The 23190-nt window shown below is 66.2% G+C and carries 15 protein-coding genes and 14 pseudogenes; 24 read left to right on the top strand and 5 right to left on the bottom strand.

The annotated features are described in order from the left end of the window. Window positions 1–38: 38 nt before the first annotated feature. The 6 genes and pseudogenes from K0H76_RS10320 to hemW all read left to right on the top strand — a co-directional run. Window positions 39–203 (top strand): annotated as a pseudogene (locus K0H76_RS10320) (tetratricopeptide repeat protein); the annotation flags it as partial. 116 nt (window positions 204–319) lie between these two features. Continuing rightward, entirely contained in the window at window positions 320–574 is a 255-nt protein-coding gene (locus tag K0H76_RS10325) for a hypothetical protein (protein ID WP_258935488.1), read from the top strand. A 92-nt stretch (window positions 575–666) separates the two neighbouring features. Then, window positions 667–1374 (top strand): hypothetical protein, encoded by a 708-nt coding sequence (locus K0H76_RS10330; protein ID WP_258932932.1) that lies wholly within the window; start codon window positions 667–669, stop codon window positions 1372–1374. A gap of 195 nt (window positions 1375–1569) precedes the next feature. Beyond that, window positions 1570–1830 carry a 30S ribosomal protein S20 gene (rpsT, locus tag K0H76_RS10335; protein WP_146338638.1) on the top strand — a complete coding sequence of 87 codons (261 nt, stop codon included), beginning with the start codon at window positions 1570–1572 and terminating at the stop codon, window positions 1828–1830. A gap of 106 nt (window positions 1831–1936) precedes the next feature. After that, window positions 1937–3796, top strand: a pseudogene (lepA, locus tag K0H76_RS10340) (translation elongation factor 4). Beyond that, a pseudogene (hemW, locus tag K0H76_RS10345) lies at window positions 3797–5066 on the top strand (radical SAM family heme chaperone HemW). A 52-nt stretch (window positions 5067–5118) separates the two neighbouring features. Here the strand turns inward: hemW and K0H76_RS10350 are convergent. Further along, entirely contained in the window at window positions 5119–5523 is a 405-nt protein-coding gene (locus K0H76_RS10350) for a DUF4870 domain-containing protein (RefSeq protein ID WP_258932933.1), read from the bottom strand. A 76-nt stretch (window positions 5524–5599) separates the two neighbouring features. Next, a pseudogene (locus K0H76_RS10355) lies at window positions 5600–6455 on the bottom strand (DUF3097 domain-containing protein). Window positions 6456–6568: 113 nt separating this feature from the next. Between K0H76_RS10355 and hrcA the strand changes: the two are divergent. From hrcA to era, 11 genes and pseudogenes are all read left to right on the top strand, one after another. Further along, window positions 6569–7593: pseudogene (hrcA, locus tag K0H76_RS10360) on the top strand (heat-inducible transcriptional repressor HrcA). Window positions 7594–7622: 29 nt separating this feature from the next. Continuing rightward, window positions 7623–8740 (top strand): annotated as a pseudogene (gene dnaJ / locus K0H76_RS10365) (molecular chaperone DnaJ). Between the two features lie 124 nt (window positions 8741–8864). Beyond that, window positions 8865–9260 (top strand): annotated as a pseudogene (locus tag K0H76_RS10370) (16S rRNA (uracil(1498)-N(3))-methyltransferase); the annotation flags it as partial. Between the two features lie 71 nt (window positions 9261–9331). Next, a complete protein-coding gene (locus K0H76_RS10375) occupies window positions 9332–9550 on the top strand; it encodes an RsmE family RNA methyltransferase (RefSeq protein WP_258935383.1) in 219 nt (72 codons plus the stop codon). A gap of 18 nt (window positions 9551–9568) precedes the next feature. Continuing rightward, window positions 9569–9715, top strand: coding sequence for a hypothetical protein (locus K0H76_RS10380; RefSeq protein WP_258932934.1), 147 nt, complete (start codon window positions 9569–9571; stop codon window positions 9713–9715). 191 nt (window positions 9716–9906) lie between these two features. Further along, window positions 9907–10612, top strand: a pseudogene (locus tag K0H76_RS10385) (PhoH family protein); the annotation flags it as partial. Then, the gene (gene ybeY / locus K0H76_RS10390) at window positions 10612–11112 is read left to right on the top strand and encodes an rRNA maturation RNase YbeY (RefSeq protein WP_258932935.1); all 501 of its coding nucleotides are present in this window, start codon (window positions 10612–10614) and stop codon (window positions 11110–11112) included. The pseudogene K0H76_RS10385 and the gene ybeY, both read left to right, overlap by 1 nt. Then, window positions 11109–12167: a CBS domain-containing protein gene (locus tag K0H76_RS10395; protein WP_258932936.1), complete on the top strand. Its 1059-nt coding sequence runs from the start codon at window positions 11109–11111 to the stop codon at window positions 12165–12167. Before ybeY ends, K0H76_RS10395 begins: the two co-directional genes overlap by 4 nt. A gap of 19 nt (window positions 12168–12186) precedes the next feature. Further along, complete coding sequence (locus K0H76_RS10400) at window positions 12187–12306, top strand: hypothetical protein (RefSeq protein WP_258932937.1); 120 nt, start codon at window positions 12187–12189, stop codon at window positions 12304–12306. Between the two features lie 31 nt (window positions 12307–12337). Continuing rightward, window positions 12338–12520, top strand: a complete 183-nt coding sequence (locus K0H76_RS10405) for a hypothetical protein (RefSeq protein ID WP_258932938.1) — start codon at window positions 12338–12340, stop codon at window positions 12518–12520. Next, window positions 12517–13491, top strand: a pseudogene (gene era, locus K0H76_RS10410) (GTPase Era). Before K0H76_RS10405 ends, era begins: the two are co-directional and overlap by 4 nt. 30 nt (window positions 13492–13521) lie before the next feature. Here the strand turns inward: era and aspS are convergent. The 3 genes and pseudogenes from aspS to K0H76_RS10425 all read right to left on the bottom strand — a co-directional run bounded on the left by aspS (window position 13522) and on the right by K0H76_RS10425 (window position 17292). Beyond that, window positions 13522–15316, bottom strand: a pseudogene (gene aspS / locus K0H76_RS10415) (aspartate--tRNA ligase). A gap of 67 nt (window positions 15317–15383) precedes the next feature. Further along, a pseudogene (hisS, locus tag K0H76_RS10420) lies at window positions 15384–16714 on the bottom strand (histidine--tRNA ligase). A gap of 290 nt (window positions 16715–17004) precedes the next feature. Continuing rightward, a complete protein-coding gene (locus tag K0H76_RS10425) occupies window positions 17005–17292 on the bottom strand; it encodes a hypothetical protein (RefSeq protein ID WP_258932939.1) in 288 nt (95 codons plus the stop codon). A 21-nt stretch (window positions 17293–17313) separates the two neighbouring features. Between K0H76_RS10425 and K0H76_RS10430 the strand changes: the two are divergent. The 7 genes and pseudogenes from K0H76_RS10430 to K0H76_RS10460 form a co-directional block, all read left to right on the top strand. Continuing rightward, window positions 17314–17544 (top strand): annotated as a pseudogene (locus K0H76_RS10430) (DUF349 domain-containing protein); the annotation flags it as partial. A 32-nt stretch (window positions 17545–17576) separates the two neighbouring features. After that, window positions 17577–18101, top strand: coding sequence for a DUF349 domain-containing protein (locus tag K0H76_RS10435; protein WP_258932940.1), 525 nt, complete (start codon window positions 17577–17579; stop codon window positions 18099–18101). An 800-nt stretch (window positions 18102–18901) separates the two neighbouring features. Then, complete coding sequence (locus tag K0H76_RS10440; protein ID WP_258932941.1) at window positions 18902–19678, top strand: endolytic transglycosylase MltG; 777 nt, start codon at window positions 18902–18904, stop codon at window positions 19676–19678. Continuing rightward, a pseudogene (locus K0H76_RS10445) lies at window positions 19587–20302 on the top strand (endolytic transglycosylase MltG). The gene K0H76_RS10440 and the pseudogene K0H76_RS10445 overlap by 92 nt, the downstream one beginning before the upstream one ends. Then, complete coding sequence (locus K0H76_RS10450) at window positions 20299–21195, top strand: shikimate dehydrogenase (protein WP_258932942.1); 897 nt, start codon at window positions 20299–20301, stop codon at window positions 21193–21195. Before K0H76_RS10445 ends, K0H76_RS10450 begins: the two are co-directional and overlap by 4 nt. Window positions 21196–21238: 43 nt before the next feature. Further along, window positions 21239–22491: pseudogene (gene aroC / locus K0H76_RS10455) on the top strand (chorismate synthase). Window positions 22492–22820: 329 nt separating this feature from the next. Then, a complete protein-coding gene (locus K0H76_RS10460; RefSeq protein ID WP_258932943.1) occupies window positions 22821–23048 on the top strand; it encodes a hypothetical protein in 228 nt (75 codons plus the stop codon). Window positions 23049–23190: the final 142 nt, after the last annotated feature.

A 23190-nucleotide genomic window follows, 5' to 3' on the forward strand; every position in this document is an offset into this window, starting at 1 on the left:
ATGAGGATGCCAAGCTCGGCGCGGCGCAGGCAAAGCTCATGCAGCGCACGCAGAGCGCGGACCTCAGCGAGGTGCGGCAGCGCGCTGCCGATGAGCCTGACAGTGTGGAGGCTCAGACAGCCGCCGCGGATGTGGACGTCCTGGGCGGCCACGTCGAAGATGCCTTCGCCAGGCTCGTCCGCTTCATCCAGGCTCATCCTGGTGAGGAGCGTGAGGCCGCGCGCAAGCACCTCGTCGAGCTCTACAGCATCGTGGGGACAGCGACCCTCGGGTGGCGACTTCGCGCCGCAGCCTCGCACGGGCGCTGTTCTAAGCCGCTGTGGCTGTGCGCAGCGCCGGGAGAGCCGGTGGACCGAAGGGCGGGGCGGTCAGCTTCCGCACCGCCGAGCCCGCCCCCGTTGTTCTTCTGCGCGGCGCCGAAGACTACCTCGCCTCGCGTGCTCTCGATCGCATCAAGGCCGCGCTGCGTGAAAAGCACTCCGAGCTCGAGTACGCGCGCATGGACGTGTCGGAGGCGGTCGTCGGCGAGCTGTCCACCCTCGCATCTCCGTCTCTGTTCGGGAGCCCCGGCTGATCCTCGCCGAAGACGTCGCGAAGACGAGCGATGCGTTCCTGTCGGATGCCCTCACATTCCTCGAACAGCCAGTCGATGAGGACGTCACGCTCGTGCTTCGCCATACCGGCGGAAATCGTGGCAAGAAGCTCCTCGATGCACTCAGCAGGAGAGCGGTCGTCGTCGACTGCGCCGCCGTGAAGTCAGACACCGACAAGCTCGAGTTTCTCCGCCAGGAGTTCAAAGGGGCGGGGCGCACCATCCATCCCGACGCCGCCCGGGCCCTCGTCGCGGCCGCCGGAGGAACCTTGTCGGACCTCGGCGCCGCCGCGCAGCAGCTGATGCGCGATGTGCCCGGGGATGTGACCGCGGAGCATGTGGACAAATACTTCGGCGGTCGCGTCGAAGCCAGCGCATTCAAAGTGGCTGACGCGGCGTTCGAAGGGCGCGGTGAGGCCGCCATGCGGCTGTACCGGCACGCTCTTGCCACGGGAGTGGCGCCCGTGGCGGTGACCGCTGCACTTGCCCGCAAGGGGCGCCAAGTGGCGGCCCTCGTCGACCATCGCGGACGCCCGGACCAGCTCGCATCCGCCCTGGGAGCTGCGCCGTGGCAGCTGCAGCAGAGTGCCGAGACCGCACGCCGATGGACGCCCCGCGCGGCGGCCCGTGCAGTTGAGGCCATTGCCCGTGCCGACGCCGAGGCGAAGGGCGCCGCGCGCACCCCGAGTACTCGGTGGAGCGGGCCCTTGCCGCGATCGCAGCCGACGCTGGGCGCTGACGATGCGCGCTCGCGAAAATGGCTCTCCTCTCTGATAAAGTAGAAAATTAGTGTCTTGAGGTCTGTAGAAGGATCTCAGCGCGCCCGACGACGGCATCAGCGCCTGCGGCTCAGGGCCCTCTACCCGACGGGCCGCAGGTCTTATCGCCATGGTGCCCCACACCACTGAAGTCTTCAGCCGTCATGGATCGGGAACGCGCAGCCCGTCAACGACGCACACAGAACAGGAATAACCGCGATGGCAAACATCAAGTCTCAGAAGAAGCGCATCCTCACCAACGAGAAGGCCCGGCAGCGCAACCAGGGCGTCAAGTCCGAGCTGAAGACAGCTGTGAAGAAGGTTCGCAACGCTGTTGCCTCCGGTGACAAGGACGCGGCCGTCGCAGCTCACCGCTACGCGGCCATGAAGCTGGACAAGGCCGCCTCCAAAGGTGTGATCCACAAGAACCAGGCGGCGAACCGCAAGTCTGGTCTGGCAGCCAAGGTGAACGCTCTCTGATCACCCGCTCTGCCGTTCGAAGGCTCCGCTCCTCACTGGGGCGGAGCCTTCGGCGTATTATGGAGCACTGATTCTCCCCGCCGCCGAGCAAAGGATGTCCCACCTCGTGTCACCCAAGGCCAGCTCCCCACTGGTGCCTGCCAGGACGGACCCTGCGTCGATTCGCAACTTCTGCATCATTGCCCACATCGACCACGGCAAGTCCACCCTGGCAGACCGGATGCTTCAGCTGACCGGAGTGGTCGAGCCTCGCGACATGAAGGCCCAGTACCTGGACCGGATGGACATCGAGCGAGACCGCGGCATCACCATCAAATCCCAGGCTGTCCGCATGCCCTGGGGTTACAACGACGGCACGTACGCGTTCCATATGATCGACACCCCCGGCCACGTCGACTTCTCATACGAGGTGTCGAGATCACTCGCCGCCTGCGAAGGCGCGGTTCTGCTGGTCGACGCCGCACAGGGCATCGAGGCGCAGACCCTCGCCAACCTGTACCTGGCTATGGAGCATGAGCTGGCCATCATTCCGGTCCTCAACAAGATCGACCTCCCCGCAGCCCAGCCCGACAAGTACGCAGCGGAGATCGCAGGGCTTATCGGCTGCGAGCCCGAAGATGTGCTCCGCGTCTCGGGGAAGACCGGCGAAGGCGTCGAAGACCTGCTGGACAAGATCGTCGAGGAGGTTCCTGCTCCGGTGGGGACGAGGATGCTCCGGCCCGAGCGATGATCTTCGACTCTGTCTATGACACGTATCGGGGCGTCGTGACGTTCGTGCGCGTGGTGGACGGCTCTCTGGGCCACCGGGAGAAGATCCAGATGATGTCCACCGGGGTGACGCACGAGCTCTTGAGATCGGCGTCTCCTCGCCCGAGCCGGAGCCCACCAAGGGTCTCGGAGTCGGTGAGGTCGGATACCTGATCACAGGTGTGAAGGATGTGCGCCAGTCCAAAGTCGGTGACACTGTGACGGCTGCCAACAAGTTTGCGGGGAGCATCATCGGCGGCTACCAGGAGCCCCGTCCGATGGTCTTCTCCGGGCTGTTCCCCATCGACGGCTCAGACTTCCCGTACTGCGTGAGGCCCTGGAGAAGCTGCAGCTGAACGACGCTGCGCTGAACTTCGAGCCCGAGACCTCCACCGCCCTCGGATTCGGCTTCCGTGTGGGATTCCTCGGCCTTCTCCACCTGGAGATCACCCGGGAGCGGCTCGAGCAGGAGTACGGCCTGGACCTGATCTCCACCGCGCCGAACGTGATCTACCAAGTGACCGCGGAGGATGGGGAGCACCACCAGGTGACCAACCCATCAGAGTTCCCCGAAGGAAAGATCTCGGAGATTCGCGAGCCGATCGTTGACGCCACCGTCATCGTCCCGGCCGAGTTCATCGGCCCGGTGATGGAGCTGTGCCAGTCCCGCCGCGGCCAAATGAAGGGCATGGACTACCTCTCCGAAGAGCGGGTGGAGATCCGCTACGTCATGCCGCTGGCCGAGATCGTCTTCGACTTCTTCGACCAGCTCAAATCGCGCACCAAGGGGTACGCGTCCTTGAACTGGCAGGGGACCGGCGAACAGGTCGCGGACCTCGTCAAAGTGGACATCCTCCTTCAGGGCGACAAGGTGGACGCATTCTCCGCCATCACGCACCGTGATCAGGCCTACAGCTACGGGGTCAGAATGGCCTCTAAGCTCAGGGAGCTCATTCCGCGTCAGCAGTTCGAGGTCCCCATTCAGGCAGCGATCGGAAGCCGCATCATCGCCCGCGAGAATATCCGCGCCATCCGCAAGGATGTCCTCTCCAAGTGCTATGGCGGGGACATCAGCCGCAAGCGCAAGCTGCTCGAGAAGCAGAAGGAGGGCAAGAAGCGGATGAAGATGGTAGGCACCGTAGAAGTTCCGCAGGAAGCCTTCATCGCCGCGCTGAGCTCCGACGAGGACGCCGGCAAGGAGAAGGCGGGCAAGAAGTAGGTGGCACCCTCCGCCCTGCCTGTGGGCGACCCTGTCCCAGCTGACGGATCCTTTCCCTGACCATCCGCCAGGCTCTTCAGGCCAGAGCCGACATCCCCTGGGCCTCTACGTGCATATCCCGTTCTGCTCCGTGCGGTGCGGGTACTGCGACTTCAACACGTATACGGCTGAGGACCTGGGGCCGGGAGCGTCACGCCAGTCATACCCGGACACGCTGATTGAGGAGCTGAGATTCTCCCGCGGCGTCTTGACTCCGCCGCCGCACCCGCCCGGGAGCTCTCCACCGTGTTCTTCGGCGGCGGCACTCCAACGCTGCTGCCTGCAGAGGAGCTCGGCCGCATCCTGGGAACGGCAAGAGACCTCTACGGGTTCCGGGCCGACGCCGAAATCACTGCGGAGGCGAACCCGGATACGGTGACCCTCGACTCGGCGAGAACATTGGCCGAGGCGGGATTCACGCGCATCAGCCTGGGCATGCAGTCGGCTGTTCCGCGCGTCCTGCGCACGTTGGACCGCACGCATGATCCTCGCAACGTTCCTGCGGCTGTCGATGCCGCCCGCTCAGCGGGACTGGAAGTCAGTGTTGATCTGATCTACGGAACTCCCGGCGAGTCGCTCGAGGATTGGCGAGCGAGCCTCGAGGCAGCCATCAGCATGTCACCTGACCATGTGTCGGCCTATTCGCTGATCGTGGAAGAGGGGACCGCCATGGCCGCCGCTGTGAAGAGGGGTCAGCTGCCGGATATCGACGGCGATGATCACGCTGACAAGTACATGCTGGCCGATGAGCTGCTGAGGGCAGCGGGATACGACTGGTACGAGGTCTCGAACTGGGCGCGTTCGCCGGAGACCAGGTCCGAGCACAACCTGAACTACTGGCTGGACTCTGACTGGTGGGGGCTGGACCGGGTGCGCATTCCCACATGGCCGGGCTGCGCTGGTGGAACGTCAAGCACCCCGCCGCCTACGCCCAGCGGCTCCATGGAGGCACCACGCCTGGTCACGGCCGCGAAACGCTCGACGAGGAATCCCTGGCACTGGAGCACCTCATGCTGCGCCTGCGCATAGCCGAGGGTCTCGACATTGCTCAGTACAGCCGCCTGCCTGGCGCTGAGGAGATCAGCTCCGCCCGTCTTGATCAGTTGGCCGCGCAGCGGCTCATCGAGCGGGAGGCTCTCACCCCACACCGGAGCACCCGGCGGGCCGAGCCGTCCTCACACTGAACGGTCGGCTGCTGGCGGACGCCGTCACTCACCAGCTTTCGAGCTGAGCCCTCGCGGCGCCCTCGGAGGAGCAATTTATGGGCCTGGCGCCCGCGGCCGCTACTGAATGAACCTGAAGTTCAAGCGATAGCGGTAGGGCCGTCCCTTGTTGCACTCTGCGTAGGCGACCAATCCTGTGATGGCCATGATGGCCCAGAGGAACACGGCGACCAGGCTGAAGATCCAGCCCACGGCGGGGAGGTACCCGAGTGCGAAGAGCACGACGAGGACCACGGTGAGCGGGAGCGTGAAGTTCAGCGCCTCCCGGGACTCCTGCGCCGTGAAGGGGCCGCGGTCCCTGAAGATGAAATAGATGGCCGCAGAGGGCAGGCATCCTGCGATGCCGCCGAAATGCGACAGAGTCGCCCACCGGCGATCCTCCTCAGGCGTAAGAGGAGGAGCCGAGGAATCGGAGCCGCGCATGAGCTGGGAGGCGGTGGGACGGGAAGGGTGCGACTGCGGCATGTCCCTCATTTTACGTCTCTTCGGCTGAACGTGCGCTGATCCCATGGCCGCGCCCGAAACGGCGTGTCATGGATCGTCAGGCGTCTTCGACAGTGACGAAGTCGATGAGCTCCTCGACCCGTCCCAGCAGTGAGGGCTCCAGGTCTGCGTAGCTCCGTACCCGGCCCAGAATCCGCTTCCAGCCGGTTGCGATGTCGCGCTGGTCAGCGTGGGGAGTCCCAGAGCCTTGAGGGTGCCGACTTTGATGTCCGTTCCGCGGGGATGTGCGGCCACGCCTGGAGCCCGACTCGTTCGGGCTTCACTGCCTGCCACACGTCCACATAGGGGTGTCCGAGGATGAGGACGTTCCCGCGAGCCCCGGGCCGTCCCATCGTCTCCTCGGCGATGCGAGTCTCCTTCGAACCTGGCACGAGGTGGTCCAGCAGCACGCCGAGTCTGCGGTGCGGAGCAGGCTGGAAGTCTGCGACCGCACCGGCGAGGTCATCAGCGCCGTGCAGAGGCTCGACCACGATGCCCTCGCCCCGAAGGTCATCGCCCCACACTTTCTCCACCAGCTCAGCATCATGTGTGCCTTCGACCCATATGCGGGAGGCCCGGGCGGTGCGCGCCCTGGGCGGACCGCCCTGAGCGGCGAAGGAGCCTGAGGCGGTGCGCCGTCGGACGGTCTCCGCGGACCCGCGCTGGGGAGCGCGAAGCTCCACAGGCCTGCCGTCCACCAGGAAGCCTGCCCCCAGAGGGAAGGTGCGCACAGCTCCTCGGCGATCTTCGAGTCGGACGCTGGGGACCCCGTGGACCTGCTCCAGCCCGACCACGGCGCCCACCCAGCCGGTCTCCCGCTCCTCCACGACGGCGCCGGGCTCGGCATCATGCGTCGGCAGGCTCGGGCGTCGCTGCGCGGTCAGATCCTGCGGGCCCCACGAATCAATAGGCATGATGCAGAACTCTACTGAGGCGGCATGAAGGGCTGCGGGCGGCACGCCATGGGGGCACCGCAGTCACCCGTATAATTAGCAGTCGAGATCGTAGAGTGCTAAGGAGGTGCGCGGTGTCTGATACCCGTCGGCTGCAGGTGCTGCGAGCCATCGTGGAGGACTACGTCCACACCCGGGAGCCTGTGGGATCGAAGGCACTGGTGGAGCGTCATAATCTGGACGTCTCTCCGGCGACGATCCGGAACGACATGGCTCAGCTGGAGGAGGACGGGCTCATTGCAGCGCCGCACACGTCGGCCGGACGCATTCCGACCGACTCCGGCTACAGGCTGTTCGTGGACCGGATCTCAGAGGTCCGCCCGCTGTCCCGAGCTGAGCGGCGGGCCATGGACCTGCTCGCAGAGACCACTGATGATCACGAGGCCATGCTGGAGCAGACGGTGCGGCTCCTGGCTACGCTGACGAATCAGGTCGCCGTCGCTCAGTATCCGCAGAGGAGCTCAGCGAAGATCCGCCACGTGGATGTGATTCCTGTCACGGAGATGCGGACGGTGGTGATCGTGATCCTCTCGACCGGCAAGGTGGAGCAGCGCATGGTCACTCTGGCCGAGCCCGTGCCTGAGGATTCGCTGCACACCATCGGCCTCAGGCTCAGCGAGAAGCTCTCGGGACGCCCAGCCTCTGCCGTGCCCCTGCCCGCGGAGAGCCTCATGGCCTCTGTGGAGCCTGCTCTGCAGCCAGTGATGGCGATCATCGCCAACGCCCTGGAGGGCGTTCTGGAGTCAGGGCGGGTGGATCGCATCATCATGGTAAGCACTGCTAACCTCGCCAAGTCAGGCGGCGACCTCGGCCCCTCCATCGCTCCGATCCTCGAAGCTCTGGAGGAGCAGGTCGTCCTGCTGCGTCTGCTGCACGAGATGCAGCAGGATCGGCGGGGCGTCTCCATCCGCATCGGTCAGGAGACTTCGCACCAGTCGCTGGCGGAGACCTCCGTGGTCGCCGCCGAATATGTGTCCTCCCGAGCTGGGGCGACGGAGCCAAGCTGGGCATCGTCGGCCCAACCCGGATGGACTACACCTCAACGATGTCGGCCGTGCGGGCCACTGCGCGGTACCTCTCGCGCATTCTGTCCGAATAGAGAACCACAAAGGGTGAGATTCACAGCTGATGAGCTCTGACTACTACGAGGCGCTCGGCGTCTCCCGGGACGCCTCGACCGAGGAGATCAAAAAGGCATATCGGAAGCGGGCTCGCAAGCTCCACCCCGATGTCAACGGTGCGGAGGACGCCGAGGATCAGTTCAAGCTCCTCGGCACCGCCTACGAGGTCCTCTCCGACCCCAGAAGCGCCAGAACTACGATGCCACGGGCGACCCGGAGGGCAGGCCGTCCGGGTTCGGCGGCGGCGGAGGAGGCTTCGGAGGCTTCAGCGACATCTTCGAGACGTTCTTCGGCGGAGGCGCGGCAGGTCCGGCAAGCCGCACCCGCAGGGGGCAGGACGCGCTGGTGCGCGTCCGCATCGACCTTCGCGACGCCGTCTTCGGCACCACCAAAGAGGTCGAGGTCGAGACGGCCGTGGGCTGCTCGGTGTGCGACGCCTCGGGCATGCAGCCGGGCACCAAGCCCAGCACCTGTCCCGACTGCCACGGGCAGGGTCAGATTCAGCGCCCTATGCGCTCCATCCTCGGCACCGTGGTCCAGACGCAGACGTGCCCGCGCTGCACCGGCTTCGGCAACATCATCGAGGACCCGTGCAAGGAGTGCGACGGGCAGGGCCGCGTGCGCGAGCGGCGGACCCTCAAGGTCAAGATCCCCGGCGGCGTAGATCGCGGCAATCGCATCCACCTGGCCGGTGAGGGAGAGGCAGGCGTCGCCGGAGGGCCTCCGGGCGACCTCTTCATCGAGGTGGACGTCCGTCCCCATGATGTGTTCACCCGTCGCGGAAACGACCTGCACGCCACTGTCACGGTCCCGATGGCTTCGGCAGCCCTGGGCACGACGACCACGATCGAGACCTTCGACGGCGTCGAGGATCTCGACGTGAAGCCGGGAACCCAGTCGGGCGAGGTCATCACCCTGCGGGGCAAGGGCGTTGCTCACCTGCGCGGCGCAGGGCGCGGGGACCTCAAGGTTCATCTGAAGGTGGAGACGCCCACCAAGCTCAACGACAAGCAGCGCGAGCTCTTGAAGATGCTGGCCGAGGAGCGCGGCGACAAGCCCGGCGAATCCTCTACGGAGCACAAGGGAATGTTCAAGAAGTTCCGCGAGGCCTGGGAGTCGCTGTGAGCGTGACGCAGGCGGGGCTGTGACCGCTCCGCTGTTCCATATGCCGCCTGGCTCTCTCGATGAGGCCCAGGTCGGCTCCCCGGTGCTGCTTGACGGGGCGGAGGGCCACCACGCAGCGACGGTGATGCGCCTGCAGGCGGGCGAGGACGTCCTGCTGTCGGACACGCAGAGCACATTGGTCACCGGTGTCGTTCTGGAATCGGGGCAGGGGCGGCTCATGGTCGAGGTGGTGGCGACCCGCACCGAACCTCAGCAGGTGCCCGAACTCGTCCTGGTTCAGGCCCTCGCGAAGGACAAGCGCGACCTCCAAGCCGTGGAGTCCGCCACCGAACTGGGGGTCGATCGTGTGATCCCATGGCAGGCGGACCGCTCCGTGGCACGCTGGAAGGCCGGGCGCGAGCAGAAGAAGCATGCGGAGTGGACAGGCACCGCTAAACCGGCGGCCAAGCAGACTCGGCGGATACGCGTCCCAGTCGTGGAGCCGATGTGCACGTCGCGGCAGTACGTCCAGCGCATCGCCGCCGATCCGAACGCTGCGGTTCTGGTGCTCGACGAGGCCGACGAGGTCAGTCTCCACGACGCTCTCAGGCGGTGCGGCGCACTGCAGGACGGCAGCCCCGTCCGGATGAGCTTCACCTCGTCGTCGGCCCGGAGGGCGGGATCAGTCCCGAGGAGCTGGGTCGGCTGCGAGACGCTGGAGCCCATCCCTGCAGGCTGGGTCCGCACGTGCTCCGCTCCTCGACCGCAGGCCCTGCTGCGCTGGCCGCGGTCCAGCTCCTACTCGGGCGCTGGGACCTCCCGCTATCCTGATCTGTGACGATGTCGACTATGACAAGTGAGGCTGCTCATTACCGCGACCCCAATGCTGAAGAGCGCGAGGCCCCTCAGGCCGAGCGACAGGTCACCTTCGCAGACGCCGAGACGATGTTCCGCACCCTGGGCGTGCAGGATCTGGCTGTACGCATTCTTGCTTAAGCATATACCCCGATGCGAGCATCGGACTGCGTGAGCGGCAGATCACGGTCAGAGGCCGCACCAGCGAGGTGGCCCAGATCGTCGAGGTCCTCACGCAGCTGAGGACGCTCGCCGCGTCCGGCACCACTGCCACCGAGGAGCTGGCCGAGCAGATCATCACGATGGTTCGATCGCAGAATTCCACGACCTCGGCACGTATGGTTTCGACGAATATCCTCTCCCACAGGGGCGAACGATCCGTCCCAAGACCGCCAATCAGCAGCGGTACGTGGAGACGATCGACGAATCGACGGTGGTCTTCGGCATCGGGCCAGTAAGCACCGGAAAGACGTACCTGGCTATGGCGAAGGCGGTTCAGGCCCTCCAAGCCAAAGAGGTCAACCGAATCATCCTCACTCGGCCCGCCGTGGAGGCGGGGAGAAGCTGGGCTTCCTGCCCGGGTCGCTCAACGAGAAGATCGACCCCTATCTGCGTCCGCTGTATGACGCGCTGCACGACATGCTCGAACCGGAGTCGATCCCGCAGCTGATGGCCTCAGGCACCATCGAGGTCGCGCCTCTGGCGTATATGAGGGGCCGTACCCTCAACGACTCCTTCATCATCCTGGACGAGGCGCAGAACACCACCGCTGAGCAGATGAAGATGTTCCTCACCCGTCTCGGCTTCAACTCCAAGATCGTCGTCACCGGTGACATCACTCAGGTCGACTTGCCCCACGGGACCGACTCCGGGCTTCGGACCGTGCTGGACATCCTCGGCGGCGTCGACGACATCACCATTACCCGCCTGACGTCCGAAGACGTGGTTCGCCATGAGCTGGTGGGCCGCATCGTCGACGCGTACGAGCGGCACCAGGCTGACCAGCAGCCCGCACGGCGTGGGCGAGAGGAGCGCTGATGAGCGTCTCCATCAGCGACGAATCGGGGCAGGAGACGGTCTCTGCCGAAGGTTTGGCCGAGCTCACGGACCTCGTCGCATTCCTCTACGCGCAGATGCACTTGGGCAGGGAGGTGGAGCTGGCGGTCACCCTCTGCGATGAGTCGCGCATGGAGCAGCTGCACCAGGAATGGATGAGCCTGCCGGGCGCCACCGACGTGATGAGCTTCCCCATGGACGAGCTCTCACCCGGTCTGCCCGGCCACGTCGTGGAGATCGGCACCCTCGGAGACATTGTGCTCTGCCCGACGGTGGCTGCGGCGCAGGCCGAAGCCCACGGCCACAGCGTCCTCGACGAACTGTGCCTGCTGACCGTCCACGGGGTGCTTCATCTCCTGGGATACGAGCACGACACCCCCGAGGCGCGCTCCGAGATGTTCCACCTCCAGAGGGTTCTCCTCGAGGACTTCCTGGGCCGCGATGCCCCGGTTCCCACAGAGAGCGACCCCGGCTCAGCATGATCGTCACCCTCCTGCTCCTCGGAGCGCTGGCAGCGGCCGCGCTGGCCTTCCTGCTGTCGACCGCAGAGGCAGCCTTCATTCGGCTGACGCGCAAGGAGGCGGAGGAGATCGCGGAGAGGCTGGGCTCCCGCGCCGTTCACCGAATCCTCGAGGAGCCTGTGCCGCATACGCTGGCACTCCAAATGTGGCGATGGGTCCTGACCACCATTGCCGTGGTGCTGATCACCGCTACGGCGGTGATCCTGTTCAGCGACCTGGTGGTGGGCGCGATCGTGGCTGCGCTGGCCCTGACGCTGAGCGGATTCGTGTCCGCTGCGATCTCTCCGCGCAAGGTGGGCCGGGCGCAGCACGAATTCATCTCCGCGGCCACAGCGCGTATGGTCCGAGGCCTTCGCATGAGCCTGGGGCCCATCCCGCAGTGGCTCTCCGCTGCGGGTGTGAAGCTCTTTCCCGGGACGGCCGGAGGCGACCAGGGCTTCTTCGACGACGACGAGCTCCTTGAGTACATCGCTCGGGCCAACGAGTCCGACGTCATTGAGGACGCCGAGGCTGAGCTGATCCAGTCGGTGTTCGAGATGTCCAGCACGCGGGTCAGAGCCGTGATGGTGCCCCGCACAGACATGGTGACGATCGATGCGGACGCCACACTGGAAGAGGCCATGACCCTGTTCCTCCGGTCGGGCTATTCCCGGGTCCCTGTCATTCGCGGTTCCGCAGACGACATCACCGGGATGATCTATCTGAAGGATGTCGCCTACTTGGAGCACATGCTCCGCATCGGTCGTGCGCCCGAGCACTTCTCCTCCCGGGGTCCTGAAACCATCACCGCCGAGGAGCTGCAGCGCGATGTCCGCTACGTTCCGGAGTCCAAGGCGGTCGGTGAGTTCCTCTCTGAGCTGCAGCGCGAAACCACCCACGTGGCGATCGTCATCGACGAGTACGGCGGCACCGCGGGCATGGTGACGATGGAGGATCTCATCGAGGAGCTTGTGGGGAGATCGTCGACGAGTATGACCATGAGGACGCCGAGCTCGAGCCGTTGGAGGACGGCTTAGGCTGAGGCTCTCCTCGCGGATGAGCATCGACGACTTCGCCGACGCGTTTGCCATAGACCTTGAGGATGAGGAAGACGTCGACACCGTGGGCGGGCTCCTGGCCAAGCATCTGGGCAGGGTCCCCATCAGCAAACTCTGAGGTGGAGATACCGCGCAGGAACGGCACGACCGTGGTGCTCCACGCGGACCGGCTCACCGGGCGGCGCAACAGAGTCAGCCACGTGCTGGCCTGGGAGTCCGAGCGCCACCGCGGCGCCCGGGGCGCTGTGGGCACGGCCGATGAGCAGTCGGCGCTGACAGACGACCACCACCAGGAGAGTCCCTCCGCGACAGAGAGTGAGAGAGCCCGATGACAGATGGCGTGCTGCTCGACGAATTCCCCGAGCACGACGAGAACTACCGCGCCGGATTCGCCTCATTCGTGGGTCGTCCCAACGTAAGCAAGTCCACCCTGACCAACGCGCTGGTGGGGAGAAGGTGGCCATCACCTCGTCGAAGCCTCAGACGACGCGGCACACCGTCCGCGGAATCGTCACGCGCCAGGGCGCACAGCTGGTGCTCGTGGACACGCCTGGTCTCCACCGGCCGCGCACCCTGCTGGGGTCCCGGCTGAATGATCTGGTCGTGGACACGCTCAGCGAGGTCGATGCGATCGGCTTCTGCCTGCCCGCGGATGAGAAGGTCGGCCCGGGGACAGGTTCATCGCCGCTCAGCTGGCGAAGGTCTCGCACAAGCCTGTGGTCGCTCTGGTGACCAAGATCGACACGGTTGCCCCCTCTCAGGTGCCGGAGAAGCTCATCGCAGCCGACCAGCTGGGACGTGAGCACCTCGCGGGTGAGAAGAAGCAGGCGGACGGCTTCGCCGCCATCATTCCGGTCTCGGCAGTCGACGGGACCCAGGTGGACACGGTGGCTGATGAGCTGACCAAGATGATGCCCATCTCACCGCCGCTCTACCCCACGGGCGAGCTGACGGATGAGCCGGAGGCTGTCATGATCGGCGAACTGGTGAGGGAAGCGGCCCTGGAGGATGTGCGCGACGAGCTTCCCCATTCCATCGCCGTCACCGTTGAGGAGATGACGCCGCGCGAGGGGCGGCCGGACGACAGGCCCCTGCTCGACGTATACGCCACCATTCATGTGGAGCGGGACTCGCAGAAGGCGATCATCATCGGCAAGGGTGTAAGTAGCTGAAGCAGATCGGCTCCCAGGCGCGTCAGGGGATCACCAAGCTCCTGGGCACCCCGGTGCACCTGGACCTTCGCGTGAAGGTGACCAAGGAGTGGCAGCGTGACGCGAAGAAGCTGAACAGGCTGGGATTCTGAGCCAGCCCGCTCAGCTTCCTGCGGCGCCCACTAGGACTTCTGGCTGTCCCCGGCGGTATCTGCGGCCTTAGGCTCCGGCCTGTGGTCCACGCCTAGCCTCCTTGCGCTGCTGGCTCGTGATGGGGGCCGGGGCGGCGGTCAGGGGTCGAAGCCGCCGCCGGTCTTCGGGAAGGCGATGACTTCGCGTATCGAATCCTCTCCGGCGAGGAATGCCACGGTGCGGTCCCAGCCGAATGCGAAGCCGCCGTGCGGTGGAGCCCCGTACTTCATGGCATCGAGCAGGAATCCGAACTTCTCCTGTGCTTCGTCCTCGGGAATGCCCATGACGTTGAAGACCCGCTCCTGGACGTCCTGCCGATGAATACGGATCGAGCCGCCGCCGATCTCGTTGCCGTTGCACACCAGGTCGTAGGCATAGGCCAGGGCTTCTCCGGGGTCGGTGTCGAATGTGTCCATGAACTCCGGCTTGGGCGCGGTGAACGCGTGGTGCACTGCGGTCCAGCTGCCGCCGCCGACGGCGACGTCGTAAACCGCAGTCGCCGCGGCGGCGGACTCGAACATCGGAGCGTCGACCACCCACACGAAGGACCAGCTGCCTTCTTCGATCAGACCCAGTCGCTGCGCGATCTCGTTGCGCGCCGCCCCCAGCAGCGCCCGCGAAGGTGCTGCCTCGCCCGCGCCGAAGAAGACGCAGTCGCCCGGCTCCGCGCCGACCGCTGCGGCCAGACCGTCCCTCTCCTCCTCTGAGAGGTTTTTGGCGACAGGGCCTCCGAGCGTCCCGTCCTCCTGCACCAGCACGTATGCCAAGCCTTTGGCGCCTCGCTGCTTGGCCCACTCCTGCCACGCGTCCAGCGTCCGTCGGGGCTGGTCGGCCCCTCCGGGCATCACCACCGCGCCCACATAGGGCGCCTGGAACACGCGGAAGGGCGTGCTGCTGAAGTACTCGGTGAGTTCGGTGAGCTCAAGGCCGAATCGGAGGTCGGGCTTGTCGGTTCCGAACCTCCGCATCGCTTCCCGGTAGGTGATGTGGGGATCGGGGTGTCGATATCCGTGCCGATGAGCCTCCACAGGCGACGGACAAGCTCCTCCACCAGCGAGATGATGTCGTCCTGCTCGACAAAGCTGGCCTCGATGTCCAGCTGGGTGAACTCCGGCTGCCGATCGGCTCTGAAGTCCTCGTCCCTGTAGCAGCGGGCGATCTGGTAGTACTTCTCGACACCGCCGACCTGGAGGAGCTGCTTGAACAGCTGCGGCGACTGGGGCAGGGCGTACCAGGATCCGGGGCCAGTCGCGCGGGCACCAGGAAGTCGCGTGCCCCTTCTGGGGTGGAGCGGGTCAGTGTGGGGTCTCGACTTCGGTGTAGCTCTGCTCGTGCAGGAACTCTCAGGCCACCCGGTTCGCCTCGGAGCGCAGCCGCAGCGCGCGGGCGGGCCCCGGCCAAGCGCAGGTCCAGATACCGGTGCTTCAGGCGCGCCTCTTCACCGACTTCGACATGCTCGTCCACCTGGAAGGGCAGGGCCTGGGCCTTGTTGAGCACCTCAAGCTCAGAGACGAGGATCTCCACCTCGCCGGACGCGATGCTGGGGTTCTCATTGCCCTCTGGGCGCTTAGCGACGGCGCCGGTGATCTTCAGCACCCACTCGTTCCTCAGCGGGTCGAAGTCCTCTTCGTCGCGAACGACGACCTGGGCCACTCCGGAGGCGTCCCGGAGATCGAGGAAGGCGACGCCGCCGTGGTCGCGTCGGCGGGCGACCCACCCGGAGAGGGTCACGGTCTGGCCAATGAGCTCGGCGCTGATCTCGCCGGCGTTGTGAGTGCGGAGCACGGGTTTCCTCGTCGTTGTTGGTGCAGTTCGAGCGGATGGATGCCCGGCTGGTGCCGGGACGGGGCGGTCAGCCCCTGATGACCTGCGGACGCAGATCCTCAGCCGGTGGGGACCATGTCATCGGGTCAGCTGCGTGCTGCTCACCCGATCGGATGTCCTTGACCTCGTGGCGTCCCTCCGCGTCAGTGAACCACACGAAGGGAATGCCGCGCCGGTCGGCGTATTTGATCTGCTTGCCGAACTTGTCGGCGCTGTAGGCGACTTCGGCGCTGATGCCGCGTTCCCGCAGCTGCTCGGCGGTCGCTGTCGCAGCGTTCCAGTCGTCGTCGGTGCGGAGGGTGACGTACACCGCTGTCGGCACCTGGCGCGACGCCCTGAGGGCCTCTGAGTCGAGCAGGGCCGAGAGCAGGCGGGTCACGCCGATGGAGAGCCCCACGCCCGGATAGGACTTCCGGCCTGCGGATGCCAGTGATTCGTAGCGGCCTCCGGAGCAGATGGACCCGAGGTGCTCGTACCCCTTCAGCACGGTCTCGTAGACGGTCCCCGTGTAGTAGTCGAGGCCTCGGGCAATGGAGAGATCGGCCGCAGCGGTGCCGGGCGCCTGCTCGTTGAGGGCGTTCATCACCTCTGTCAGCTCAGACAGGCCCTCCTCGAGCAGCTCGTTGCTCTCGGTGCCCTCGAGCAGGTCGCGCACCTGCTCGGCGAAGCTCGCGTCGGTGGTGCGGATCTGCGCCAGCGCCAGCGCCTTCTTCGTCTGCTTCCGCGAAGCTCCCACTGCATCGGCGAGCTCAGACTCGACCTGCTGCGCACCGATCTTGTCCAGCTTGTCCACGATGCGGAGCACGGCAGGAGCGTCGTCCATGCCGATGGCCGTGTAGAACCCGGCGGAGAGCTTGCGGTTGTTCAGGCGCAGGGTGAACTCACCGATCTTGAGGGCCTGCAGAGCCTTGGCGATCACGACTGCCAGCTCGGCGTCCGCGCGGAACGGCAGCGACCCGTCCCCGATGATGTCTACGTCCGCCTGGGTGAATTCGCGGAAGCGTCCGGCCTGCGGCCGCTCCCCGCGCCACACCTTCTGAATCTGATATCTGCGGAATGGGAACGCCAGGTGTCCCGCGTTCTCCACGACGTAGCGGGCGAAGGGCACGGTGAGGTCGAAGTGCAGGGCCAGGCGCCCCTGTCTGACCCTTCGTCGTGGATCCGAGAGATCGTGTAGACCTCCTTGTCCACCTCGCCCTTGTTCAGGAGCGTGTCGAGGGTCTCGACAGCACGGGACTCGATGTTCGCGAAGCCGTGGGACTCGAATACTCTGCGCAGGGTGTCGAGCATGTGCACCTCCACCAGCCGTTCGGTAAGCAGCAGCTCCAGATAGCCGGAGAGGGAGGCATTACGGGCCATATGTGCTCAGGACTCCTTGTGCGTGGGGCGTGAGGGCGTGGCAATCATACCGGTGGTGAGGTGCTGGGGACGCGTTCCGGTTACGCTGGAATCTATGAGCCGCGCTGCCGTGAAGCCGACATACCACCAGACCTCACTCGATGAGGCCCGTGAGCGTGCCCGAGTCGATGAGGAAGGGCACGTCTATCTCAAGCCCCCGAAGAGGGAGGCGAGGAGATCTACGTCGGCCAGTACTCTGCGGCAGGCGAGGAGCAGGCACTGGCCTACTTCACGCGCAAGTTCGACGAGCTCTACAACCGCGCCCTGCTTCTCGGCGCCCGGGTGGCCACCCAGGCCGACGGCGCGAAGTCGCTGCGCGCGAGCCGGATCGCGCTCCTCAAGGAGCTGGATGACGGCGCCTGGGTCGGGACGTCAGTGCCCTTCGCGCTCTGCTCGCCGAGATCGAAGGCGGCATTGAGAGCATCGCGGCTGAGGAGGACAAGGCGCACCAGGCTCTTGCTGAGGAGCGGCTCGCGGCTCGCGAGGAGATCGTCGCGGAGGCCGAGCAGCTGGCCGCTGGGGATGAGGAGAGCACGCACTGGAAGAACGCCCAGGCGCGGATGGCCGAGCTCTTCGAAGCGTGGAAGGCCGAGCAGCGGACCACGCCCCGCCTGAGCAAGGCGCAGGAGGACCCGCTCTGGAAGCGTTTCCGCGAAGCCCGCTCCACCTTCGAGCGTCGCCGCAAGGCATTCTTCGTCAAGCGGGACAAGGACGCCGCTGAGATCAAGAAGGCCAAGGACGAAATCATCGCCGAGGCGGAGAAGCTCAGTGCCTCACGCGACTTCGGGCCTACGACCAAGGCGTACCACCGCCTGATGGACCAGTGGAAGGCCTTGGGGCGCGGCCCCGCAAAACGGAGGATGCCCAATGGAAGCGATTCCGGGCCGCTCAGGATGTCTTCTTCTCCGCCAGAGACCAGGCCAACGCTCAGACGGATGCTGAATTCGCCGAGAACCTCCGGGTGAAGGAGGACATCCTCTCCAAGCTGCGTGAGCTGATGCCGTTCACCAAGCCTGCCGCCGTCAGGGAGCGCTACTTCAAACTGATCGACGAGTGGGATGCCGCCGGCAAAGTGCCCCGGCAGGACGTGAAGCGCATGGAGCGATCCCTGGCGGAGGTTCAGGATGCGTTCCGTGAGGCCAGCTCCACCACCAAAGCGGAGTCGGCCTCGCCGAAGGACGAGCGGCAGGAGGCCATGCTCGCACAGCTGGAGGACACTATCGCCAAGCCTCGAAAGGGACCTCGCACACGCTCGCGAAAGCAACGATTCCAAGGCCATCAGCGAGGCAGAGGAGGCTCTCGCGGCACGCCGGAGTTGGCTCCAAATGCTGAAATCGGCTTAAAGTAACGGAGATATTACAATTATGAGCGCCCTGGGATCAGCTGGCATCGATCTCCGTGCGCCTGTCCATGTCCCCGACCGTGCCCCTGTGAGGATTCTGCGTGAGCGATGAACAGCCCCTGAGGCGGGCTCCAGGCGTCGTCGCCGCGAAATCCGCGAGGCGCGGGAACGCGAACGTGCGGCCGAGCGCGAGAGCGAGTCGGCAGTTCGAAGGCTGAGCACCTCAACTCCATCCTCCGAGCGCCAGACCCCTCCGCTCTTCGACCAGGAGGAGCTGGAGCGCAGGCGCCGCCGCGGTGAGCCCCTCGACGGTCAGCGCTCAGGATCGCTTCGCGAACGCACAGCCGCCTCAGCCTCAAGCGCCGACGCTGCCGGAGCAGCTTCGCGACGGGCGCGGCGCGAGCAGCAGGAGCGCGAGCGTCAGGCAGCCCTGAACCAGCGGCTTGCCGAGCGGAAGAAGGCGGAGCAGGAGGCCGCGGAACGAGCCGCCGCGCCTCGCGGTGCAGCCTTCTACGCGGGCTCCGGGCTCGACGCGGAGTGGAATGGAGAGGGCTCCGCTCCGCAGCCTGTCCCTCCGCCGGGAGCAGAGGCCCCAGCCGGCATTCGGCGCGAGCAGATGCCGTCGGAACAGCCTGCGGAGCCGAACGGGCAGCGCCAGAAGCCCTTCCCGCAGCCGCGCAGCCATCGGCAGCTTCGGGCGAGGCCGCCCCGCCCCGCAGATCCCCGCAGCCGGAGCCTGCACGCGCATCCCAGTTGCCGAGCGGCTCCCCAGGGCCGATTCTGACGACCCGCACCCCACTCAGGCTGTGCTTACCGCTGTGCCTTCCACGCCCTTTGACGAGGTGGTCGCGGGCTCCCCGTCAGACGCTGAGCAGGGCGAGGACTTCTATGAGGATGCTCATCAGGACGATGAGAGCTTCCACGAGCTCAACGGCTTCGAAGAGCTTGACTGGGACGACTTTGAAGCGGGACTGCCTGAGTACGACGAAACCGGTGCTCCGGTGCTCGTCGCGGCGTCGGACTTCGGCCGCGGCTACCAGACAGTCCAGCCTATGGAAGGGCGTATGAGCCTCACCGCACTGAAGGCGAAGAAGGCGAAGCGCCGTCGTCGCAACATCACCCTGGCCCTCGTGCTGGGCGTATTCGCCGCCATGGTCATCGGCGTCGTCGCCGTGGTCCAGAGCTTCCTCGGAGGAGAGGAGGCCGTGACGGACTATGAGCAGGCCTCCGGCGAGACGATTGACTTCGAGGTCCGGGAGGGCGATGGATTCGAGACCGTCGGAAACCGCCTGATCGAGCAGGACATCGTGGCCTCCTGGGATGCCCTCTCCGGCGCCTTCCAGGCCGCTGATGCCGACGGGGAGATGGGAACCCTTCAGCCCGGCGAGTACCAGATGCAGGAGCAGATGCCTGCGGACGAGGCCATCGAGGCTCTGTTCGCGGAGGGCCCGGCTCAGCTCGTCGTGGGCATCGCCCCAGGCATCTGGATCGATGACGCCCTCGACGAGATCGCTGCGCGAACCCCTTCAACCGCCAGGAGATCGACGACGCAGCAGCCGACCCCCAGGCGTATGGGCTCCTGACGAGGCGGAGACGCTCGAAGGCTATCTGGCTCCCGGCGAGTACACCTGGGAGGTCGACGACCAGCCTTCGGCCGAAGAAGTTCTGCAGGACATGGTCGACGAGACGTTCTCCCGCTTGGACGACCTGGGCATTGAGGACGAGGAGGAGCAGTGGGAGACAGTGACCATCGCCTCCCTCATCACCGCAGAGGCGAACCATGCCAACCCTGAGGACTATGACCTGATGTCCAGTGCCATCCAGAACCGTCTGGTGCCGGACAATCCAGAGACCGACGGCTACCTCTACATCGACGCCACCAGCAACTACGCCCTGGGCGAGCACGACCTGCACATCGCCGCTGAGCACAGCCCGGAGGACCCCTACAACACGAGGACCAACCCTGGTCTGCCCCGGGCCCCATCGGTGCTCCCACCCGGGCGACCCTTGAGGCAGCGATCGACCCGCCCGACACGGACTACCACTACTGGGTGACCGTCAACATCGAGACGGGCGAGACCGAGTTCGCCGAGGACCTGGCACAGCATGAGCAGTACGAGCAGGAGTTCCTCGCATACTGCGCCGACAACCCGGATGTCTGCAGCCCCGGCGACGTGGATGCAGCCGAAGAGGAGCTCGACCTGTGAGCGCCGGGGCCTCCGGCGGGCCCCGACGCGCATGTGTTCTGGGTTCGCCCATCAGCCACTCGCGGTCGCCCCAGCTGCACGCCGCCGCCTATGCGTTCCTCGGCCTCGACATCGAGTACACGCGGAGGGATGTGAACCAGGATTCGCTGGAGACCTTTCTCCACGGTGAGGGGTCCGCGTCGGACTGGGTCGGATGGTCCGTCACCATGCCGCTCAAGGCCGCCATGGCGAGGCATGTCGACACATGTTCGGAGCGGGTCAGCTCTCTCGGCGTGCTCAACACTGTCGTCCTGGGTTCGGGCGAGGGCGGCCGTCTCCACGGCGAGAACACCGATGTCGACGGAATCGTGCGCGCGCTCACGGAAGTAAGCGTGCTCGAGCGGCGGGCCGGGGCCTTCGGCATCCTCGGCGCCGGAGGGACGGCTTCGGCTGCCGCGGTTGCGGCGGCGGAGCTCGGATTCGACGAGGTGCGCGTCTACGCCCGCTCCCCGGAGCGTGCCGCTGCTCTGGAACCGGTCGCAGAGCGTCTGGGCCTGACACTTCGTGCCTTCCCGCTCGAGGCGCTGGCGGCGGACATCCAAGCACAGCGGCTCGCCGCGCTCGTCTCCACCCTGCCGCCTGGGGCGGCCGATGCTGCGGCCCAGACGGTGCTCCCAGGAGCGGAGGGTCCCGTGCTTCTTGACGCGGCCTATGAGCCCTGGCCCTCTGTGATCGCCGCTGGGTGGACCCGCAACGGCTGGCCCGTCGTCAGCGGGCTTGTCATGCTTCTGCACCAGGCGGTTCGTCAGGTGGAGCTCTTCACCGCCGAGAGCAGGAATCCGGCCGGGGACCTGTCTGCCGCCGACCGGACTGAGATGGTCCGGAGCATGCGCGGCGCCGTCGGTCTCGGCTGACCCGCTGAGTACCTGACCCCTTACGAGATATAGGATGTTCTGCATGTTGCGCTGGCTCACCTCCGGAGAATCACATGGCAAGTCGCTCGTGGGCATACTCGAAGGCCTGCCAGCCGGAGTGTCCCTGACCACGTCGGACGTGCAGGAGAGGCTCGCTCGCCGACGCCTGGGCTACGGCCGGGGCGCCCGGATGAAGTTTGAGCAGGATCAGGTCAATCTGCTGGGGGCGTCAGGCACGGACGGACCATGGGCGGTCCGCTGGCCATCGAGGTGGAGAACACCGAGTGGCCCAAGTGGCAGGTTGTGATGTCTGCGGACCCTGTTGACCCCGCCGCCCTGGAGGGACTGGCCCGCAACGCGCCCCTGACGCGCCCCCGCCCCGGTCACGCCGACTACACAGGCATGCAGAAGTACGGCTTCGCGGAAGCGCGGCCTGCGCTGGAGCGCGCTTCGGCGCGTGAGACCGCCACCCGCGTGGCGCTGGGCACCGCCGCGCAGCAGCTCCTGCGCGAGCTCGGCATCACCACGGTGTCCCACACTGTCGCCGTGGGCGCCGTCTCCGCCCCGGAGGGGCAGCCCTGCCCGGCGCGGCTGACGTGGACCACCTGGATGCGGACCCGCTCCGATGCTTCGATGCAGCCACCTCAGAAGCGATGGTCGCCGAGGTCGACGCTGCCCATAAGGCGGGGAGACGCTGGGAGGCGTGGTAGAGGTCATTGTCGAGGGCCTTCCGCCCGGCCTGGGCTCATTCGTCCACTGGGACCATGCGGCTGGACTCTCGCCTGGCAGGCGCACTGATGGGCATTCAGGCGATCAAGGGAGTGGAGGTCGGAGACGGCTTCCGCACCGCCGCGCGTCGAGGCTCTGAGGCTCATGACGAGATCGAGCTGGACGAGGCCGGTCAGATCATACGGAGCACCAATCGTGCCGGCGGCATTGAGGGCGGCATGAGCATCGGCGACGCGCTGCGCGTACGTGCTGGTATGAAGCCCATCGCCACCGTGCCCAGGGCGCTTCGCACCGTGGACATGGCCACAGGAGCCGACTACGGCTCACCACCAGCGCAGCGACGTGTGCGCGGTGCCTGCAGCCGGAGTGGTCGCCGAGGCCATGACGGCGCTGGTGATCGCGGATGCTGTGCTGGAGAAGTTCGGCGGCGACAGCGTGGATGAGGTGCAGCGCAATATGGCGACATATCGAGCCACCCTGCCGCAGCTCGGGACCGGCTCCTCATCCGGAGGCGACGGGGACCCGCTGCAGGCGCCCGCCGGATTCGACGAGACGCTCAGTCGCTGATCGCTATGCCTGAACAGATTCCTGTACCGGTCCCATGGCGCAGCCGAACGTGGTGCTCATCGGCCCCATGGCATCGGGAAAGTCCAGCGTGGGGGCCGCTCTCGCTCGGCGACTCAGCCGTCCGCACGTGGACTCCGACCAGTTCTTCGTGGCACGGCACGGTTCAGTGGCCGCTTTCTTCACTGCGCACGGAGAGGAGGCGTTCCGCCGAGCCGAGGAGACGATTGTGGCCGAGCTTCTGGCCTCGCCGCGCCCGTCGGTGATCAGTCTCGGCGGGGATCGGTTCTTTCCGAGGCGACGAGGAACGGCTGCGCCGCCACTTCGTCGTCATGCTCGATGTGACGGAGGAGCAGGCTCTGGCACGCATCGGCGATGCGGTCACGCGTCCCCTTCTGAAGGGAAACCCGGCTGCGGTCTGGAAGGGCATCTACCAGGAGAGGGAGCACCTCTACCGCCAGTGCGCAGACCTCGTCATCGATGCGTCGCACCACAGCGTCGAGGCCCGGGTCGATACCATCGAGAAAGAACTTCCGTCTCGCGAGGAGCTGAGATCCTAAGCATGAGCAGCACAACTGACCACACGGCCGAAGACCCTGCACTGGGGAGGGCGCCGGGTCGCCCGGCGACGGCGGCGCCCCAGAGCCCGCAGCGATACGTGTGGGGAGGGTGCCGGCACCGGCGGGCAGGAGCTCGGCTACG

Source organism: Nesterenkonia pannonica, assembly GCF_019575955.1.
Lineage (GTDB): Bacteria > Actinomycetota > Actinomycetes > Actinomycetales > Micrococcaceae > Nesterenkonia > Nesterenkonia pannonica.

Bases quoted from the DNA above. Each gene is read 5' to 3' on its own strand.
- K0H76_RS10395 (WP_258932936.1), top strand. From the start codon at position 11,109: ATGATCGTCACCCTCCTGCTCCTCGGAGCGCTGGCAGCGGCCGCGCTG.
- K0H76_RS10380 (WP_258932934.1), top strand. From the start codon at position 9,569: ATGACAAGTGAGGCTGCTCATTACCGCGACCCCAATGCTGAAGAGCGC.
- ybeY (WP_258932935.1), top strand. From the start codon at position 10,612: ATGAGCGTCTCCATCAGCGACGAATCGGGGCAGGAGACGGTCTCTGCC.
- K0H76_RS10460 (WP_258932943.1), top strand. From the start codon at position 22,821: ATGCTCGATGTGACGGAGGAGCAGGCTCTGGCACGCATCGGCGATGCG.
- K0H76_RS10400 (WP_258932937.1), top strand. From the start codon at position 12,187: ATGAGCATCGACGACTTCGCCGACGCGTTTGCCATAGACCTTGAGGAT.
- rpsT (WP_146338638.1), top strand. From the start codon at position 1,570: ATGGCAAACATCAAGTCTCAGAAGAAGCGCATCCTCACCAACGAGAAG.
- K0H76_RS10350 (WP_258932933.1), bottom strand. From the start codon at position 5,523: ATGCCGCAGTCGCACCCTTCCCGTCCCACCGCCTCCCAGCTCATGCGC.